General features: G+C 60.3%; 36 protein-coding genes. 26 read left to right on the top strand and 10 right to left on the bottom strand.

Translation table 11 applies throughout. The features are described 5' to 3' along the window. Positions 1 to 12 precede the first annotated feature (12 nt). The 10 genes from G5V65_RS11230 to G5V65_RS11275 form a co-directional block, all read right to left on the bottom strand. Entirely contained in the window at positions 13 to 354 is a 342-nt protein-coding gene (locus G5V65_RS11230; protein ID WP_165050050.1) for a hypothetical protein, read from the bottom strand. Continuing rightward, positions 351 to 905, bottom strand: coding sequence for a hypothetical protein (locus G5V65_RS11235; protein ID WP_165050052.1), 555 nt, complete (start codon positions 903 to 905; stop codon positions 351 to 353). Before G5V65_RS11235 ends, G5V65_RS11230 begins: the two co-directional genes overlap by 4 nt. Continuing rightward, a complete protein-coding gene (locus G5V65_RS11240) occupies positions 902 to 1,597 on the bottom strand; it encodes a DUF1376 domain-containing protein (RefSeq protein WP_165050054.1) in 696 nt (231 codons plus the stop codon). The genes G5V65_RS11235 and G5V65_RS11240 overlap by 4 nt, the downstream gene beginning before the upstream one ends. Then, positions 1,594 to 1,884 carry a helix-turn-helix domain-containing protein gene (locus tag G5V65_RS11245; RefSeq protein WP_165050057.1) on the bottom strand — a complete coding sequence of 97 codons (291 nt, stop codon included), beginning with the start codon at positions 1,882 to 1,884 and terminating at the stop codon, positions 1,594 to 1,596. Before G5V65_RS11245 ends, G5V65_RS11240 begins: the two co-directional genes overlap by 4 nt. Beyond that, complete coding sequence (locus G5V65_RS11250) at positions 1,881 to 2,249, bottom strand: VRR-NUC domain-containing protein (RefSeq protein WP_241250537.1); 369 nt, start codon at positions 2,247 to 2,249, stop codon at positions 1,881 to 1,883. The genes G5V65_RS11245 and G5V65_RS11250 overlap by 4 nt, the downstream gene beginning before the upstream one ends. 133 nt (positions 2,250 to 2,382) lie before the next feature. Further along, the gene (locus G5V65_RS11255; RefSeq protein WP_165050061.1) at positions 2,383 to 2,520 is read right to left on the bottom strand and encodes a hypothetical protein; all 138 of its coding nucleotides are present in this window, start codon (positions 2,518 to 2,520) and stop codon (positions 2,383 to 2,385) included. Further along, positions 2,517 to 3,140: a hypothetical protein gene (locus G5V65_RS11260; protein WP_165050063.1), complete on the bottom strand. Its 624-nt coding sequence runs from the start codon at positions 3,138 to 3,140 to the stop codon at positions 2,517 to 2,519. Before G5V65_RS11260 ends, G5V65_RS11255 begins: the two co-directional genes overlap by 4 nt. After that, entirely contained in the window at positions 3,137 to 3,334 is a 198-nt protein-coding gene (locus G5V65_RS11265) for a hypothetical protein (protein ID WP_165050065.1), read from the bottom strand. Before G5V65_RS11265 ends, G5V65_RS11260 begins: the two co-directional genes overlap by 4 nt. Before the next feature lie 136 nt (positions 3,335 to 3,470). Next, positions 3,471 to 3,992, bottom strand: a complete 522-nt coding sequence (locus G5V65_RS11270; RefSeq protein ID WP_165050068.1) for a hypothetical protein — start codon at positions 3,990 to 3,992, stop codon at positions 3,471 to 3,473. Continuing rightward, positions 3,989 to 4,243, bottom strand: coding sequence for a hypothetical protein (locus G5V65_RS11275; RefSeq protein ID WP_165050009.1), 255 nt, complete (start codon positions 4,241 to 4,243; stop codon positions 3,989 to 3,991). Before G5V65_RS11275 ends, G5V65_RS11270 begins: the two co-directional genes overlap by 4 nt. A gap of 105 nt (positions 4,244 to 4,348) precedes the next feature. Between G5V65_RS11275 and G5V65_RS11280 the strand changes: the two genes are divergently transcribed. The 26 genes from G5V65_RS11280 (at position 4,349) to G5V65_RS11400 (ending at position 13,689) form a co-directional block, all read left to right on the top strand. After that, positions 4,349 to 4,657, top strand: coding sequence for a helix-turn-helix domain-containing protein (locus G5V65_RS11280; RefSeq protein ID WP_165050070.1), 309 nt, complete (start codon positions 4,349 to 4,351; stop codon positions 4,655 to 4,657). A gap of 224 nt (positions 4,658 to 4,881) precedes the next feature. Then, positions 4,882 to 5,148: a hypothetical protein gene (locus G5V65_RS11285; RefSeq protein ID WP_165050072.1), complete on the top strand. Its 267-nt coding sequence runs from the start codon at positions 4,882 to 4,884 to the stop codon at positions 5,146 to 5,148. A gap of 97 nt (positions 5,149 to 5,245) precedes the next feature. After that, a complete protein-coding gene (locus G5V65_RS11290) occupies positions 5,246 to 5,407 on the top strand; it encodes a hypothetical protein (RefSeq protein ID WP_165050074.1) in 162 nt (53 codons plus the stop codon). Further along, on the top strand, positions 5,404 to 5,961 hold the full coding sequence (locus G5V65_RS11295) for an ERF family protein (RefSeq protein WP_165050077.1): 558 nt from the start codon (positions 5,404 to 5,406) through the stop codon (positions 5,959 to 5,961). The genes G5V65_RS11290 and G5V65_RS11295 overlap by 4 nt, the downstream gene beginning before the upstream one ends. Beyond that, complete coding sequence (locus G5V65_RS11300; RefSeq protein WP_165050079.1) at positions 5,958 to 6,374, top strand: single-stranded DNA-binding protein; 417 nt, start codon at positions 5,958 to 5,960, stop codon at positions 6,372 to 6,374. The genes G5V65_RS11295 and G5V65_RS11300 overlap by 4 nt, the downstream gene beginning before the upstream one ends. Next, positions 6,374 to 6,874, top strand: coding sequence for an antitoxin family protein (locus G5V65_RS11305; RefSeq protein ID WP_165050081.1), 501 nt, complete (start codon positions 6,374 to 6,376; stop codon positions 6,872 to 6,874). Before G5V65_RS11300 ends, G5V65_RS11305 begins: the two co-directional genes overlap by 1 nt. After that, on the top strand, positions 6,871 to 7,200 hold the full coding sequence (locus G5V65_RS11310) for a hypothetical protein (RefSeq protein WP_165050083.1): 330 nt from the start codon (positions 6,871 to 6,873) through the stop codon (positions 7,198 to 7,200). The genes G5V65_RS11305 and G5V65_RS11310 overlap by 4 nt, the downstream gene beginning before the upstream one ends. Next, complete coding sequence (locus G5V65_RS11315; protein ID WP_165050086.1) at positions 7,197 to 7,394, top strand: hypothetical protein; 198 nt, start codon at positions 7,197 to 7,199, stop codon at positions 7,392 to 7,394. Before G5V65_RS11310 ends, G5V65_RS11315 begins: the two co-directional genes overlap by 4 nt. Then, a complete protein-coding gene (locus tag G5V65_RS11320; RefSeq protein WP_165050088.1) occupies positions 7,391 to 7,750 on the top strand; it encodes a hypothetical protein in 360 nt (119 codons plus the stop codon). Before G5V65_RS11315 ends, G5V65_RS11320 begins: the two co-directional genes overlap by 4 nt. Next, positions 7,743 to 7,922, top strand: a complete 180-nt coding sequence (locus G5V65_RS11325; RefSeq protein WP_165050091.1) for a hypothetical protein — start codon at positions 7,743 to 7,745, stop codon at positions 7,920 to 7,922. The genes G5V65_RS11320 and G5V65_RS11325 overlap by 8 nt, the downstream gene beginning before the upstream one ends. Next, positions 7,919 to 8,458, top strand: a complete 540-nt coding sequence (locus tag G5V65_RS11330; protein WP_165050093.1) for a hypothetical protein — start codon at positions 7,919 to 7,921, stop codon at positions 8,456 to 8,458. The genes G5V65_RS11325 and G5V65_RS11330 overlap by 4 nt, the downstream gene beginning before the upstream one ends. After that, positions 8,455 to 8,628, top strand: a complete 174-nt coding sequence (locus G5V65_RS11335; protein ID WP_165050095.1) for a hypothetical protein — start codon at positions 8,455 to 8,457, stop codon at positions 8,626 to 8,628. The genes G5V65_RS11330 and G5V65_RS11335 overlap by 4 nt, the downstream gene beginning before the upstream one ends. Then, on the top strand, positions 8,621 to 8,812 hold the full coding sequence (locus tag G5V65_RS11340) for a hypothetical protein (protein ID WP_165050097.1): 192 nt from the start codon (positions 8,621 to 8,623) through the stop codon (positions 8,810 to 8,812). Before G5V65_RS11335 ends, G5V65_RS11340 begins: the two co-directional genes overlap by 8 nt. After that, the gene (locus G5V65_RS11345; protein ID WP_165050099.1) at positions 8,809 to 9,207 is read left to right on the top strand and encodes a hypothetical protein; all 399 of its coding nucleotides are present in this window, start codon (positions 8,809 to 8,811) and stop codon (positions 9,205 to 9,207) included. Before G5V65_RS11340 ends, G5V65_RS11345 begins: the two co-directional genes overlap by 4 nt. Next, positions 9,204 to 9,599: a hypothetical protein gene (locus G5V65_RS11350; protein WP_165050101.1), complete on the top strand. Its 396-nt coding sequence runs from the start codon at positions 9,204 to 9,206 to the stop codon at positions 9,597 to 9,599. The genes G5V65_RS11345 and G5V65_RS11350 overlap by 4 nt, the downstream gene beginning before the upstream one ends. Further along, the gene (locus tag G5V65_RS11355) at positions 9,599 to 9,907 is read left to right on the top strand and encodes a hypothetical protein (protein WP_165050103.1); all 309 of its coding nucleotides are present in this window, start codon (positions 9,599 to 9,601) and stop codon (positions 9,905 to 9,907) included. Before G5V65_RS11350 ends, G5V65_RS11355 begins: the two co-directional genes overlap by 1 nt. Then, on the top strand, positions 9,897 to 10,550 hold the full coding sequence (locus tag G5V65_RS11360) for a hypothetical protein (RefSeq protein ID WP_165050105.1): 654 nt from the start codon (positions 9,897 to 9,899) through the stop codon (positions 10,548 to 10,550). Before G5V65_RS11355 ends, G5V65_RS11360 begins: the two co-directional genes overlap by 11 nt. Then, the gene (locus G5V65_RS11365) at positions 10,547 to 11,068 is read left to right on the top strand and encodes a hypothetical protein (RefSeq protein ID WP_165050107.1); all 522 of its coding nucleotides are present in this window, start codon (positions 10,547 to 10,549) and stop codon (positions 11,066 to 11,068) included. The genes G5V65_RS11360 and G5V65_RS11365 overlap by 4 nt, the downstream gene beginning before the upstream one ends. Then, on the top strand, positions 11,065 to 11,232 hold the full coding sequence (locus G5V65_RS11370) for a hypothetical protein (RefSeq protein ID WP_165050109.1): 168 nt from the start codon (positions 11,065 to 11,067) through the stop codon (positions 11,230 to 11,232). The genes G5V65_RS11365 and G5V65_RS11370 overlap by 4 nt, the downstream gene beginning before the upstream one ends. Further along, the gene (locus G5V65_RS11375; RefSeq protein WP_165050110.1) at positions 11,229 to 11,447 is read left to right on the top strand and encodes a hypothetical protein; all 219 of its coding nucleotides are present in this window, start codon (positions 11,229 to 11,231) and stop codon (positions 11,445 to 11,447) included. Before G5V65_RS11370 ends, G5V65_RS11375 begins: the two co-directional genes overlap by 4 nt. Beyond that, positions 11,444 to 11,725 (top strand): DUF4326 domain-containing protein, encoded by a 282-nt coding sequence (locus G5V65_RS11380; protein WP_165050112.1) that lies wholly within the window; start codon positions 11,444 to 11,446, stop codon positions 11,723 to 11,725. The genes G5V65_RS11375 and G5V65_RS11380 overlap by 4 nt, the downstream gene beginning before the upstream one ends. Further along, positions 11,725 to 11,850, top strand: coding sequence for a hypothetical protein (locus G5V65_RS22670; RefSeq protein WP_277602927.1), 126 nt, complete (start codon positions 11,725 to 11,727; stop codon positions 11,848 to 11,850). The genes G5V65_RS11380 and G5V65_RS22670 overlap by 1 nt, the downstream gene beginning before the upstream one ends. Continuing rightward, positions 11,843 to 12,043 (top strand): hypothetical protein, encoded by a 201-nt coding sequence (locus G5V65_RS11385; RefSeq protein ID WP_165050011.1) that lies wholly within the window; start codon positions 11,843 to 11,845, stop codon positions 12,041 to 12,043. The genes G5V65_RS22670 and G5V65_RS11385 overlap by 8 nt, the downstream gene beginning before the upstream one ends. 83 nt (positions 12,044 to 12,126) lie before the next feature. Further along, entirely contained in the window at positions 12,127 to 12,456 is a 330-nt protein-coding gene (locus G5V65_RS11390) for a hypothetical protein (RefSeq protein ID WP_165050114.1), read from the top strand. Between the two features lie 91 nt (positions 12,457 to 12,547). Then, the gene (locus tag G5V65_RS11395; protein WP_165050116.1) at positions 12,548 to 12,712 is read left to right on the top strand and encodes a hypothetical protein; all 165 of its coding nucleotides are present in this window, start codon (positions 12,548 to 12,550) and stop codon (positions 12,710 to 12,712) included. Beyond that, positions 12,709 to 13,689, top strand: coding sequence for a tyrosine-type recombinase/integrase (locus G5V65_RS11400; RefSeq protein ID WP_165050118.1), 981 nt, complete (start codon positions 12,709 to 12,711; stop codon positions 13,687 to 13,689). The genes G5V65_RS11395 and G5V65_RS11400 overlap by 4 nt, the downstream gene beginning before the upstream one ends. The last annotated feature ends 81 nt before the right edge of the window (positions 13,690 to 13,770 follow it).

The raw sequence follows: 13,770 nt of genomic DNA on the forward strand, positions 1-13,770 counted from the left end.
TCATGCGCGGATCTACCAAGGGGCGGCGGGAAGGGTGACGGTGAACGCTTTCCCGTCTTCCCCGGCGATGCTGAACGGGCGGACAACAACGCGCTTCACAGGGATTGCATGGACGCGAACCGGGCGGGCCTCCAGAACGGCGTCCTTTTCTTTCGGGGCCGTTTCACCGATGTAATACCTGTTGGTGTTGCGGTTGTGCCTGGCCTTGCTGATGGCGTTCCGCTTGAACAGGCGTTGCAGCGAAGCGTTGATCAGGTTTTTCCTCACACCAGATGCGGCGATCAGATCGGCCATGATGCATGGGCTTTCGGAAATGCGGCCAAGGACTGCGGCGTCCAGTTCATCGCGCGTCATGCTGCCACCCGTTGCTTGCGGGCCGTCTTGGCATCCTCATGGCGCTGCTTTGCCTCGGCTTCCCAAGCCAATGCAGCTTCCTCGCCGTGAATGTCCTTGCGGCGAAAAAAAGCGGCGCTGCGATACTTCGTCATGGTTTCCTGATCAATCAGGCCACGCGCGATGATCTCGACAGCCTCGCGGCCATACAGATACCCCTCGCCCACAGCTTCCCCGGCCTTCATCCGGTTGGCGTTCAACTCGTGAACGTCCAGCACAAATGCGGCGGGCTTTTCGCTCGGCTTCATGGCCTTTCTGGCATTAGAACAGGCCGCGCCCAATTCCCCGACTGTCGGCCAAGCGCGGGTTTTCATCTGGTATGAGCATTGCTCAAGAACCGACGAAACCCATCCGTTGTAACCGTCCTGCGGCGCGAACTTGGTGAGGACGCTAAGAAGCCTTTCGCTCTCGCGCTGCAACGCCTCTGCATTGCCAGCCATGCTGCGGGGAGGCGTGTAGCTTTCCAGCCATTGGGCAAGCATCTTGGCGATTTCGGCTTGGCGAAGGTTCATTGGGTAACCCCGTATTTTGAAAAGTCAGGGACGAAACGCTGCGGCGGGATCAGGCGGGCCGTGATCCAAGGAATGGGATCAATCGCCCCGCTCTTGGCGCAGTCCATGAATGCGCTGATGATTTCAGCGTCCGGGTGATCCTTGCGCCACTTGCCGATGATGCTGCGGGCTTTCTGTTCTCCGATGCCGTGGCGGCTCAGAAACTTCACGCCACGTTCAAACAAATCCTTGGACAAATCCGCAGTCGCATCGAGGCAATCAGCCTCCGTAGCTTTAGCTACGGAATACTTATCTGTATCTGTATCTGTATGGTTGAACGCCTGTTGAACGGGCGTTGCGTCCTGCCGTTGATTTTGTTGCCTTTTTTCGGCGCTTGCTTTTCCCGCCTTGGATGCAATTTTCAAACCGTCCGCACGCTTTGCAATTTCACCCTCTGCGCGGCGGTTGGAAAGCATCCCGTCAACCAGTTGCAGCTTGTCCAGATCAACCAGCTTTTCTACCACCGACGCGAAGGTTGCTTCGCGCATTCCGCAGTATGTTGACAGGCGGCGCGGGTGATATTCGACAGGGCCGCTTTCTTCGTAGATGCGGCACAGGATCATGGTGTAGACGCCGACTTCCTGCGCCGTCAGGCCGCGCACACCGTTCATAAAATCGGCGGGGTAAAAGTTGAAATACGGAACGCGCGTCATGCGCCCCTCCGCTTCTTTTCAGCGCGGATGCCGTGCATGACGCTGGTATGATCACGGCCCAATGCGTCCCCGATCTGCATCAGGGAAAGCCCAGCTTGGCGGGCCTCATACATGACGATCTGGCGAGCGCGGCATGTGGCGGCATCGCGGCGCGGGCTGAGAATGCGCTTGGCGGGAATGCCCGTCTGTTCCGACACGGCATCCACGATCAGCAGAGCCGTGTTTTTGTGCTGCACGAATACAGACTGACACGCGGCGATGGCTTCGGGGCTGAGAACGTATGTCATGCCGCCCCCCGATTGAACCAGATGCCCCAATCGGCCAGGCGCTGCTTTACGTCATCCACAGAGCGGACGATGCCCACGCGATACCCCAGCCCGCGAAGCTGATCGTGAACGCGGCGCTGCGCGTCGGTGGGGTAATTGCCCTCGGCCTTCACCTCGAAGAAGATCGGCCCGACATGCGAAGGCGGCAGCACGATCAGATCCGGCCAGCCCGTTATTGCGCCGTTCTGCTTGGCCTCGGCCAGTTCGCGGGCAATGGCCTTGCCGCTCTTGTTGATTTCATTGCGGCAGTGGTGAACGATCCAAGCCGGATGCTGGGCGCGCAGCCATTGCACGATGGCGCGCTGGATGGGGGCCTCGCGTTTCATCCGGAGATCCTCCATGCGGCGAACCAAGCGCCAGCCGCGAAAGACACGCAGCAAAGCGCCAACATCGGCAAGCCGCCGAAAATTCCCGCCACTAACGCGCTTGCAAAGAAAGCCAAGAGAAACAGCCAAGCCATCACGCACCCCGCAGGATTTGCGCGACGATCTGGCGAAGCTGTTCGGCAACCTCTTTGGCCCCGGCCCGATCCCCGATCTTGACGAGGCGGAAATACCGCTTGGACAGATAATCCCGCTGTTGCTTGAGGGTCATCATGCGATGGCCTTCCCGCGCGGCCCCGCAGCCTTCAGGAGCGCATCCATGCGGCGTTGGAAATCCTTGGCCCTTTCACCGTGATCCTCAACCGCCCTGATGGCGGCATGCGCCTTTGTCAGAAGTTCACCGGAAGTTTCCTGCCACACCGAAATATCAGCGCGCAGGGCGTCCAGTTCTTCGTTCCGCCCGTCCGGGCCAAAAAGTTCCTCGCGGATCTCAGCAACCCACCCGAACATGCATCCGCCGCCGATGGCTTCCGCCACCGTCACATCGCTTTCAGCGCCCCGATACCGCTCAATGGTGGTGTCATAAACCTCACCGAGAAGTTCAATGATCTGGCGCTTCTGTTCCCGCGTCGGCTGGCGAAGCGGCGTCACATTCTCAGTCATTTCAGGTTTCTCCGCTTTGCGCTTTACGCTGCAAGCCATGCAGCGCAGCTTGCCCTTGATGTGCGTCCATCCGTTCTTGGTAAGCCGGTGGATCACCTGTCCCTCGTTCGGCTTCCAAGCGCCGCCTGATTGCCGCTCGTAATCGCAGTTTTGGTATTCGCTATGCCCGCAATCATCGCATCGACAGATGACGCGCGGCCTTTGCTCTGATCGGTCGGTTGGCTCGATCATCCGAAAGCCCTCCCAACGTATTCCTTGGCGGCTTCAACCGACTTGAACCCGATGGACACCAGTTCCTTGCCGGGGATACGCCACAGATCGACGCCGCGCGCCGGATGGCGGGTGATCAGGAACGTCTGGCCGCAGGTGGTGCCTACCCATGTGTCAGAGCCAGAAGCGTCTTTGCCGCGCTCTTGCCACATCATGATGCACCGAGAAGAAAAGCCCCCGGCATCGCTGCCATGGATGCCGGGGGAGTTGCCGCGCCACCAAGCAGGGAGGAGGCGATGCCATCGGGAGACGGCACGGGCGCGGGGGAAGGTGTGGAACGGAATGTTTGGCTCATGCGGCCACCCCATTCAAGGCGGCCTCGATTTCGCGCCCATCGCGCGGGGCAAAATCAGCATCCGTCAAGGTGATGCCCAAAGCGCCAACGTATGCGGTGATTTCGTCGCGCAGCGAGGCGTCAATGTGCTGAAACTGCTTTTCGTGCGTGATGCTGTAGCTAGGCCGATATCCGGGGAAGCTGTTACACCGTTTCTTGCGGAGTTCTTGCTGCACTTGCATCTTGATCGGCCACGCTACGCCGTCAGCAGGCAGGTTCCATGGAAGGAGTGTTTTGATTTCGTCGTCCGGGTCCGCGAACCACTCATTACGAATGCGGCGGTCCGCAAAGCGGTCCTTAAGCGCGCGCTCGTGCACCTCGTCCCCCCACCATGCCCAAAACGGGCGCATGTCACGCCATGTGTGGGTGCGGATCATCTGGAAGCGATTGACGATGCACTCCGACACGCCCAACTTGACGGGCTGGCCGGGGCCTTCGCCAAAACAGTATACGGCGGTTGAGTATGTCCAGCCGCTCATGCTGCCACCTCGCGCTTGTCTTTGTTGCGCAGGGAGTGCTTGCTTGCGTCGTAGCGTTCGCCAGTGGCGATGAACTCCATCACCCGCTTGATGGTCCGGCGGCGAGGCTCTCGGCCATCGCGCAACTGGTCCACAAAGCAAGGGTCGCCCATCGCTGCCATGCCAAACGAACTTTTTGACATACCAGATGAAGCGATGAACGCTTCCACGATAGCCAAAAGGTCAAGATGTTGTGGGTGTGTGTGCTGCATGAGGCCAAGTTAGGAAATTTCTTGACTACTTGCAACTGGAAATTTCCGCGTTGAAGGCTTAGGTTGGGAAAGGATAAATCCTATCCCATGGAGCGGACGCAGATCATGTCTATCGTGGCCCGGAACCTTAGCGCGCTGATGGAGGAGCGGGGGACTAACCCCTTCGAACTCGCCAAGCGCGCCGGGGTGAACCAAACGGCCATCTACGACATCATGAAGGGCAAGAGCCAAAACCCGCGCGTGGACACCCTCCACAAGATCGCCGTGGAAGGCTTGGGCGTTCCGCTTTCAGCCCTTGTTTCAGAACCAAGCGATATTGAACTTAATCGCCAGCTTGTTGAGGTTTTCGGGCTTTTGCCGGAAATTGATCGGGCGCGCATTCTGACAATGGCGCGCGCACTCTTGCCGAACTAAGCGCCGAAACGATCTCTGAAAACAAAGCCAACCTGTTCGCCCTGGACAGCCGTTGAATGATGGCTGCAAACTCATCCTTCTCAAATTTGATGTTCACGCTTCACCCCCTTCCAAGTTTGGAAGGTGACATAGGGCGCGCGGATCGTCACTAAAGAAGTTTCCAAAATTTCCGCTTGCGATTGGGAAATTTCCTAGTATTGTTCCTCTAACGAATGGAGGAACCGATGCCCCACCGCGACGACACCGACAGGTTCTGCACCGTCTGCAAAGGCAAGCGGCATCTGATCGACGCATCACGCGATGACTACGGATACAGCGCCCGCAGCTTCACGACGTGCTGGGCCTGCACCACGGCATCCGAGCCGGAAGCCACCCACAGCAAGGACGATCTGATTGACGCCGCTGTGGCTCGCATGGCCGCCGATGCTGGCATGACGATCCCCGCCTTTCGCCAACACCAATGGAACCTGATGCACGGAGAAGAAGCATGACGCCGGAAGATATCGCCGAAGGACTGCGCGATTTCCTGATGTTCGCCGTTGTGGCCGCTGTGGTGGTTTACGGCTTTCTCAGCATGTGGGGCATGTGATGACTGCCCGTGAATACCTTCGCAACACCGCGCTGGCCGACATGGTTTACGCGCGCGGCGAATACCATAGCTGCCGCCAGCGCGGCCTGCGGGTGATGACGGAGTATTACCGCCGCGAAATGGTGCGGGCATACATGGTTCTGCGGGGGCTGCGGAAATGAGCGACGCAATCAAAGCGCTGGTGAAGGCCCAGAAGGAAATGGGCGCTGTCATCAAGAACACGACGAACCCGCACCTGAAAAGCAAGTATGCCGATCTTGGCGCGGTTCTGGACGCTTGCCAATCGGCGCTGCATGGCAACGGCTTTGCCATCATGCAGCCGAGCGGCAAGGACGAGTTCGGCCAGTTCGTGGATACCATCTTGGCCCACGAAAGCGGCGAGAGGCTGTCCAGCCGCGTCTATCTGGTGATCGGCAAACAGGACATGCAGGGCGTTGGTTCTGCCATCACCTATGCGCGCCGCTACGGGCTGCTGGGCATGACTGGCCTTGCCCCTGAGGACGACGACGGGGAAGCGACAAAAGCGCCGAAGCGCCAGGCTGCCGCCGATCCCGAAGCCCTCGCCATCGCCTGCGAAAGCCTCGCCAACGCCGACAGCGTGGAAGCCCTCAACGCCATCTGGCTGGATCTTCCCCCGGCTGTGAAGGCCGACGCCTCAGCGCTGGAAACCGCCAAGAAACGCAAAACCCAACTGACTGCAAAGGAAGCGGCATGAAATCCCTGACAATCGCGGGCGGCATCGGGAAAGATGCTGTAACCCGCACCACGCAACAAGGCGACAAGGTTACGGGCTTCTCCGTGGGCGTTACCGAAGGCTTCGGAGACAGCAAGCGCACCCTTTGGTTCGATTGCAGCCTGTGGGGTTCGCGCGGCGAAAAGCTGGCGCAATACCTCACCAAGGGGGCGCGTGTCGTTGTCTCTGGCGACATGTCCACGCGCGAACATGATGGGAAAACATACCTCACCCTGCGCGCTGCCGAAGTCACCCTGATGGGCGGCAATGATCGCCGCGACGACGGGCAATCCAACACCGCCCGCGCTGCGGATCGCGCCCAACGGCCCACAGGCGGCGCACCTGCTGGTGCCTACATGGACGACGAGATCCCCTTCGCCCCGGAGTGGCGCTGATGGAATACCGCGCCCGCTATCAAGGTGGCGTCCTGCGCCTGCTGACAAACGCCAAGCCAGATCTGGACGATGGCGAGGTTGTGCTTGTCACCATTGAGCGCGGGCGCAGCACCAACAGCCACAAGCACCAATTCGCATGGATCAGTGACGCTTGGGCCAACCTGCCGGAAAGCCTCTGTGCCATGCCTTGGGCCGACACGCCTGAGACGATGCGCAAACACGCGCTGATCGCCACAGGCTTCCACCAGACATACACGCTCGATTGCGGGGCCATGGCAACCGCCCGCCGCGTCAAGGCTGCGCTGGTGGCCGCTGAGGCGGGGAAACACGGATACGCCATTGGCCGCGTTGTGGGGCCAGTGGTGACGATCTGGACGCCGGAAAGCCAATCCCTGCGGGCGATGGGCGGAAAGCGGTTTCAGGAGAGCAAGACAGCCATCCTGGACTGGATCGCGGCGCAGATTGGCGTTGAGCCGGAGAAGCTGGTGAGGGCCGCATGAACCTCGCTCAGAAACCACCGCTTGGCCTGAAAGAGCCGAAGCCAGTCAACGGCACCGCCGCCTGCAAGCGCCACATGGCGGCTGTAGCGGCCCTGCCCTGCCTTGTGTGCGGGGTTCATGGGGTGGAAGTTCACCACGAAGGCAATCCGCGTTCTGACATGCGCGTTCTGCCGCTCTGCCCGCGCCATCACCGCCGCGAATACGGCCCCGGCGCTTATCATTATTCTCCCCGCGCCTTCTACGAAGAACACGGCGACAGCAAGTTTTTGCTGGCGAAGGTGGCCGACATGCTGGCCGGGGAACTGACGAAATGGAGCCGCGCATGACCGTTGTCGAATACGACTTCACCGAGCCGCCCGCAGGCCGCAAGTGCTGCGATTTCTGCAATGAGTGGCACGTCGAGCTGCGGCTGATCGACCATCAGGGATGGACGGTTGACAGCATCACCTGCCGCGAATGCTTCGGCGTTCACGAGGCAGATTTCACCGATTTGGAACTTATTCAAGGAGCCATGAAATGATCAGCGCAAACATTCAGAACATCACCAAGGCCGAGGCGGAGGAACATGGCCCCGGCGAGTATCACGGCGCTTTCGGTGTCGTGACGGTCTTCTGCGAAAGCCGGAACGTCAACGAGACGGTGAATCTGTTCCTCCCCGCTGGCACCGCCGAAGCCGTCGCGGCCTGCATCAACGTGGCCGTGGCCGCTGGTGCGCAACAGGCCAAGGCCGACAAGATCGCCGCCCTCAAGCGCGAGTGGAACCGCGTCTGCGAGGCGATGAACGTCGGTAGCTGGCACGGTAGCGAAACCGATGCTCTGGCCGAGATCGAGCGCATCAAGGCGCGGATCGCAGAATTGGAGAGCGAAGATGCATGAACGCCATCTGATCCGCACCGCCGAGAGCATCGCCGACGAGTTGGACGCCAAGCTTGCGGCGATGCAGCCGCGCGGGCGGCTGTTGCTGGAGCCGTGGCAATTCGTGGCCGTGGGCTTTGTGTTCGGCGCGTGTTTCGTCGCGCTGATCGCGCTGGGGAGGATGGTGGGATGAGTGACAACCCCTTCGCCGCCCTGCTGGATGGGGTGCCGCGCCGTGTCATCGAGGACGGTGGCGATGCGCTGTATCACGGCAAGCGCACAACCTATCTGCCCGAAACCGACGTCCTCGCCGCCCTCGCCGCCGCCGTGCCTGCCGATCTGGCAGAAGCGTCGGGTGGCATTTTGCGCACACTCCGCGACGACCAGGACCTGTTGACCTCTGACGCAGCCGATCTGATCGCCACCTTGTTGGCCCGCATCGCCGCGCAGGAGGCGGTGAACAATGGGCTTAAGAGATACATCCAAGGATATCGTCAGGCGACGCGCGAAAGCGCGCGGCAATTTGAGGCAGAACTTGACCGCGCCGAAGCCACAGAAACCGCCCTCGCCGCAGAGCGGGCCAAGACGGCGCGGCTGGTGGAGGCGTTGAAGATCATCGCTGAGGCAAAAGACCTTGAGGCCCCCAGTGAATACAATCGTGGATGGAACAACTCTCGCAGTCGTTTGAGAGACGCCGCCCGCGCCGCCATCACGGAGGCAGGCCAATGAGCGATCCGTCTGAAAAATACTACGTCGTGGAATTTATGGCTTTTGCCTTTGAAACCAAAGAGCAAGCCGGAGAGTTCGCGGACAAGCTTACGGATGCATTCTGCTCCATGCCGGAAGCGGAAGGCTATGGGGCGTCATCTCGCGTCAAGGAGGTGCTTTCCGATGACTGACAGCGCATTTCCGTCACCCGAAACCGAACACATGCACTACGTCCCCGGCCTCACCAAGCGCGAATACGCGGCGATCCACATCGCGGCGGCGCTGGCTGGCCGTGGCGTGATGTTCGCGGGCGAAGACGTAGCAAAGCGCGCGGTGGAACTGGCCGACGCCGTGTTGAGGGAGGCGGGGGAATGAGTGAGCGCACAGCATATTACACACTGCACCAAGGCCGCTATAACCTGGGTAGCAATGAACAACAGTGGAGGCTTGGCCTCTATACTCCTTTTGGCAATGTCTCGGAAATCTTTGACGAAGAGCCGCGCTTCTGTGATAGCGTAGAGGACGTTCTTTGCGCCATTGAAGAGCGCGTTAAAAGCTGGTGGATTTCCACTAGCCGCGAAAAGAACCTTGCGACAATTGCAACCATAAGGGCGAATCTGCCTGAATGTGAGCTGCTTTATGCGCAGCGCAGGTTAGTAGTCCTTCGTGCACAAGCGGAACGCTTGGGGGCTGATATTGCGTTAGCCGAAAAACTGATTGCCGCGCTGCAATCAGAGATAGCCGACGCCATGCTGGAGGCCCGCGAATGACTGATCGCCGCCTCCCCCATGGCTGGGGGATAGCCACTGCCGCGATGCTTGGCGGGCTGATCATCGGCGGAACCGCCGCAGTAATGGCATTCGGCCAGGATACCCACCACTGGAACGCCGAAACCTACGTCACCATGCAGCCGTCATCGCGCCCCGGCGTGGAGGCCGAGGTGATGTTCGCCAATACCGGGATCCACCAACTCAGCATCTACAGCTTCACGCTGTCGATCGACGGGCTGGCCGTTGATGTGCGGGTGGAAATCAATGCATCCGGCGCGGACGATCTGATTACCGTCACGCCGCCTGCGGGGTTTATGTCCGTGCCGCCGTCGATTCTGGTGCCCGAAGATGGCGCGGGCCGGATTGATATCGTTGCTGAGGGGATGATGTGATGGACGCGCCGGAACGCATTTGGGCTTGCCGCGAACCTGATTGGCATAGCGGGGAAACAGGCAGCCCGCTTATCGGTGGCAATTGGGAAGATCATGATTTCACAGGCCACGGGGCAGAATACGTCCGCGCCGATCTGTGCGCCGATCCCGCGCTGCTGGCGGAGGCGGTGGAGGTGCTGCGGGAATGCCATGACGCTTTGCGCGACCACGGCAAGCAATACCCGCACATGGTCAAGGGCTACACCCTAGACGCTGAAAACCGCGCCCGCGCCTTCATCGCCAAGCTGGAGAACCGCCATGACCGCTAACCCCTTCGCCGCCATGCTGGATGGGGTGCAGCGCCGTGTCATCGAGGACGGTGGCGATGCGCTGTATCACGGCAAGCGCACAACCTACCTGCCAGAAACCGAAGTCCTCGCCTCCCTCGCCGCCGCCGTGCCTGCCGATCTGGCAGAGGCGGGGAAGGTGCTGGAAGGCGTGACGCCGGGGCGCGTGGTGCAGTTTCACCCGTCATTCTGCAAGGAGGCAGAAGGCGCTCCATTCAGTGAATGGGACTCAAGTCACGATCTTTCTGTCATCCAGCCAGACGGCAAGCGTTACCGAATTGGTTCGATGCGCCATGCCAATGATGCAACGTTCTTCCAATGGTGCCGCGAAGGCGTCCCGGCCCTCATCGCCCGCATCGCCGCGCAGGAGGCGCAGATCGATGATGCAAAAGACTACGCCGAGACATGCAACAGCCTTATGCGAAAAGCGCAAAGGGATCATGAAGCCGCAGAAACCGCCCTCGCCGCGTCTCAGGCCCGCGTGGCGAAGCTGGTGGCGGCGTTGAAGCGGTGGGAACACAGTGGATGCCCCGATTGCGGTGGAGACTGCGCCAGTGCAAATCCGCCCGTTTCTCTTTGCATCATGCGCGAAACCCGCGCCGCCATCACGGAGGCGACCCAATGACCCTGATCGACAAGGCCGAGGCGCTGGCAAAGTGCAAGGCAATTGCAGAAGAAGCACGGACCTACGGCATGCCGCAGATGGCAATGGGGGCATTTGCCTGCATGGAAGCCGTTGACGCCCTCGCCCCCACGTACGCCGCACATGTTAACGAAACGCCGAAAAGCGAACACGACGGCGCGGACGTGTTAACCGCCGCACAGGCGCGCTCACGCTGCCCCTATGGCGCGACAGGCGACGACTGCTGCGGCGGGTATTGCAGCATGGATGATGACCAGGAAGGAGGTGATGACCTTGACCGACGGTTACGGTCGCATGAGACAAGCCCCGGTGTAACAGCCGGGGCGGACGACGCACAGGCGCGGGAGGCGGCGGCCGAGGCCATGGCTGCACTGTCATGGGCCAAGGCGAACCTGCAAGCCCTGTCATGCCGCGCCGGGAACGAAGGCGCTGAATTCCCCATTGTTGACCGCGCGCTGGCGTCATTGCGCCTCGCCCTGATCGGGGAGACGAGCGAATGAATGACGTGTCCCTGCAAGCCGTGCTGAAACAAACCCGCGAAGATGCGCTGCGTGAGGCGGCTGCTGCTGTGCGCGCCAGATACATTGGCGACAACAACCGCGAGGATCAGGAAGTGTTGAGATGCGAAGCGGCAATCCTCGCCATGATCGGAGAACGCACATGAGCCACGATTGGGGATCCCTGCGCCGTGTTGCGGCCGATGAACGCAGCCCTGCCGCTCTCGGCCCCTTCACGCCCTGGCTATGCGAGTATCAGGGCCATGACGGCCTCTACTGCATCGTTCTGCACGGCACCGACCCGGAACAAGTTTGGCAGGCCAATGTGTGCAAGCTGCCGGGGCTGCGGATCATCGGTATTCATTGGGAGGCCCGCACATGAGCCTGAGCAAGCTGATAGAGGCGGTGGCGGTCCACAACAAGCGCGCGGGAACGGCCCCGGCTGGTGCGGTCTACATCGGTCGCGGATCGGCATGGGGCAACCCCTTCGTGATCGGCAAGGACGGAACGCGGGATGAAGTCTGCGACCGCTTCGAGCGGGAAGTTCTGCCGACGCTGGACCTTGAGCCGTTGCGCGGAAAGCATCTGGTCTGCTGGTGCAAGCCAGCCCGGTGCCATGGTGACGCCATCCTCCGCGCGCTGGAACAGGAGGGGCGGTGATGGGTGACGTGGCAATTATCGGCATCTTTGCGGCGGGCGTTGCATTTGGGGTCATTGCAACGCTGATTTACTGGCCGTGGGTGGAGCCGCGCATCCTGCCCGACAGCGAGGCCCGCGATGACTAGCCCCCTTGCCGTGAAGGCGCAGACAGCGGCGGCGATGCTTGACATGCCGCCGAAGGATTTCATGCGGCTGGTGGAATGTGGAGCCTTGCCGCCGCCTGTCAGGATCGGGAAGTTTGAACGGTGGCGGGTGGAACAACTTAACGCAATCATTCGCGGCGATGCTGCGAAGCCAGATGAGGGGTTTGAACTGTGAGTGACGGGAAAAGGCCACTTAACCTTGGCGACTTTGACCTACCAGGCCTTGATCTGCCCAAGGATGCTTTGCAGTTGATGTATATGATCCGCGACTATTTGCGGTCACAGGTTGATCATGGGTCAAGCATGGATACAGGCGGCGGCCTTGGATGTGCGGATCTTTGGGTAACGTTTGATGGAAAAGAATACACCGTCACCGTGAAAGGCGGCGGTTCCGAAAAGGCACATGCCGACCGCATGGAGGAACTGACGCTTATCCAAAACATTATGGCGCGCGGCGTAGAACAGGCCAAGTCAGAAACTGACAAGGCCCGCATCGCTGCTCTTCGAAATGTATTGAGAATGATATTGGAGGCGCAAAGCATTGAGGATGCCAAACGTTTCGCGGAAGAAGCTATTGAGGATATATGATGACCCCGCCCCGCCCCCGCATAACCAAGCCGCGCCTTGTCTGGCGGCTGCGCGGTGGCGTCTGGACACCGTGCCATCGCGTGGAGGACATATGACTAGCATCATTCGCCCCGATGCCTTGCGCCGTATGGTGGCCGAATGGGTCACGGCAGGCTGCACGGTTGAGATAGAGCCGGATGGCAAGATCCGCGTGACCCCGCCCGCCAATGTGCAGCGCGGGCCGGATCCTGACCTGATTGATTGGGGGCGCAAGTGAAGCGCAGTCTTCCGGCTTTCGTGTATCCCAAGGGCAAGCGGGGCTATCTATATTTCGTCAGGCCAGGAACGTGTCAGCGCATTCACGCCGCCCCCGGAACAGCAGAGTTTTACGCCGAATACACCCGACTGTTGCGGGGCCGCATCGTTACGCCAAAGCAGACTATTTCCAAGCTGATCGCCAGCTATCGCCAATCGCGCGGGTGGGCAAAGCTGGCATTCAACACTCGCAAATCATATGAGCGCAGCCTCGCCTATTTTGAGAAGTCAGCAGGCAATGTTGATCCGGCCACATTGCAGCGCGTCCACATCATTCAAATGCAGAAGGCACTTTCTGACAAGCCGACCGACGCTAACCGCAAGATCGGGGCGCTGTCTGTGCTACTGGAACACGCAATTGATATTGGCTGGATGAAGGATAACCCGGCAAAGGGCGTCAAGAGCCTGCCCGCGACGGGCAAGGTCCGCAAGCCGTGGCCTGCTGATCTGATCGCAGCCTTTCGCGCCACTGCAACGGGCCGCACGGCGCTTCTGTTCGAGTTGCTCCTAGGCACAGGGCAACGGATCAATGACGTGCTTGCGCTGCGCTGGTCCGACATGGACGGCGACGGCTTTACGATCAAGCAAGGCAAGACCAAGCGGGAATTGTTCATCCCCCTTACCGATCGGTTGCGCGCTGTGCTGGACGCCACGCCCAAGCGGTCGCTGTTCATCGTGTGCCAGGATAACGGCAGGCCCGTGGGCTATAACTTGGCGTGGAAAGACATTCGCGAGGTCAGGGAGAAGATCGGCGCGCAGGAATACGACATCCACGCGCTGCGCCATGCTGCGGCGTCAGAAATTGCCAGCATCCCCGGCCTAACCTCTGAGCATGTCATGGCGATAACCGGGCATAGCGCGGTGGAAATGGTGCGCCTGTATGCCGGGAAGGCGATGCAGAGGGCCAGAGCTAAAGAAGCACAGGAGAAACGGAAATGACTATGAAAGTTTTGTTGCGGTCAGAAATTTGCCAACAAGCGCCGGAACGTTGGGCGCAACAGTATCGGAACACTAGTGACG

Source organism: Paragemmobacter kunshanensis, from assembly GCF_011059185.1.
In the GTDB taxonomy this organism is placed as follows: domain Bacteria; phylum Pseudomonadota; class Alphaproteobacteria; order Rhodobacterales; family Rhodobacteraceae; genus Paragemmobacter; species Paragemmobacter kunshanensis.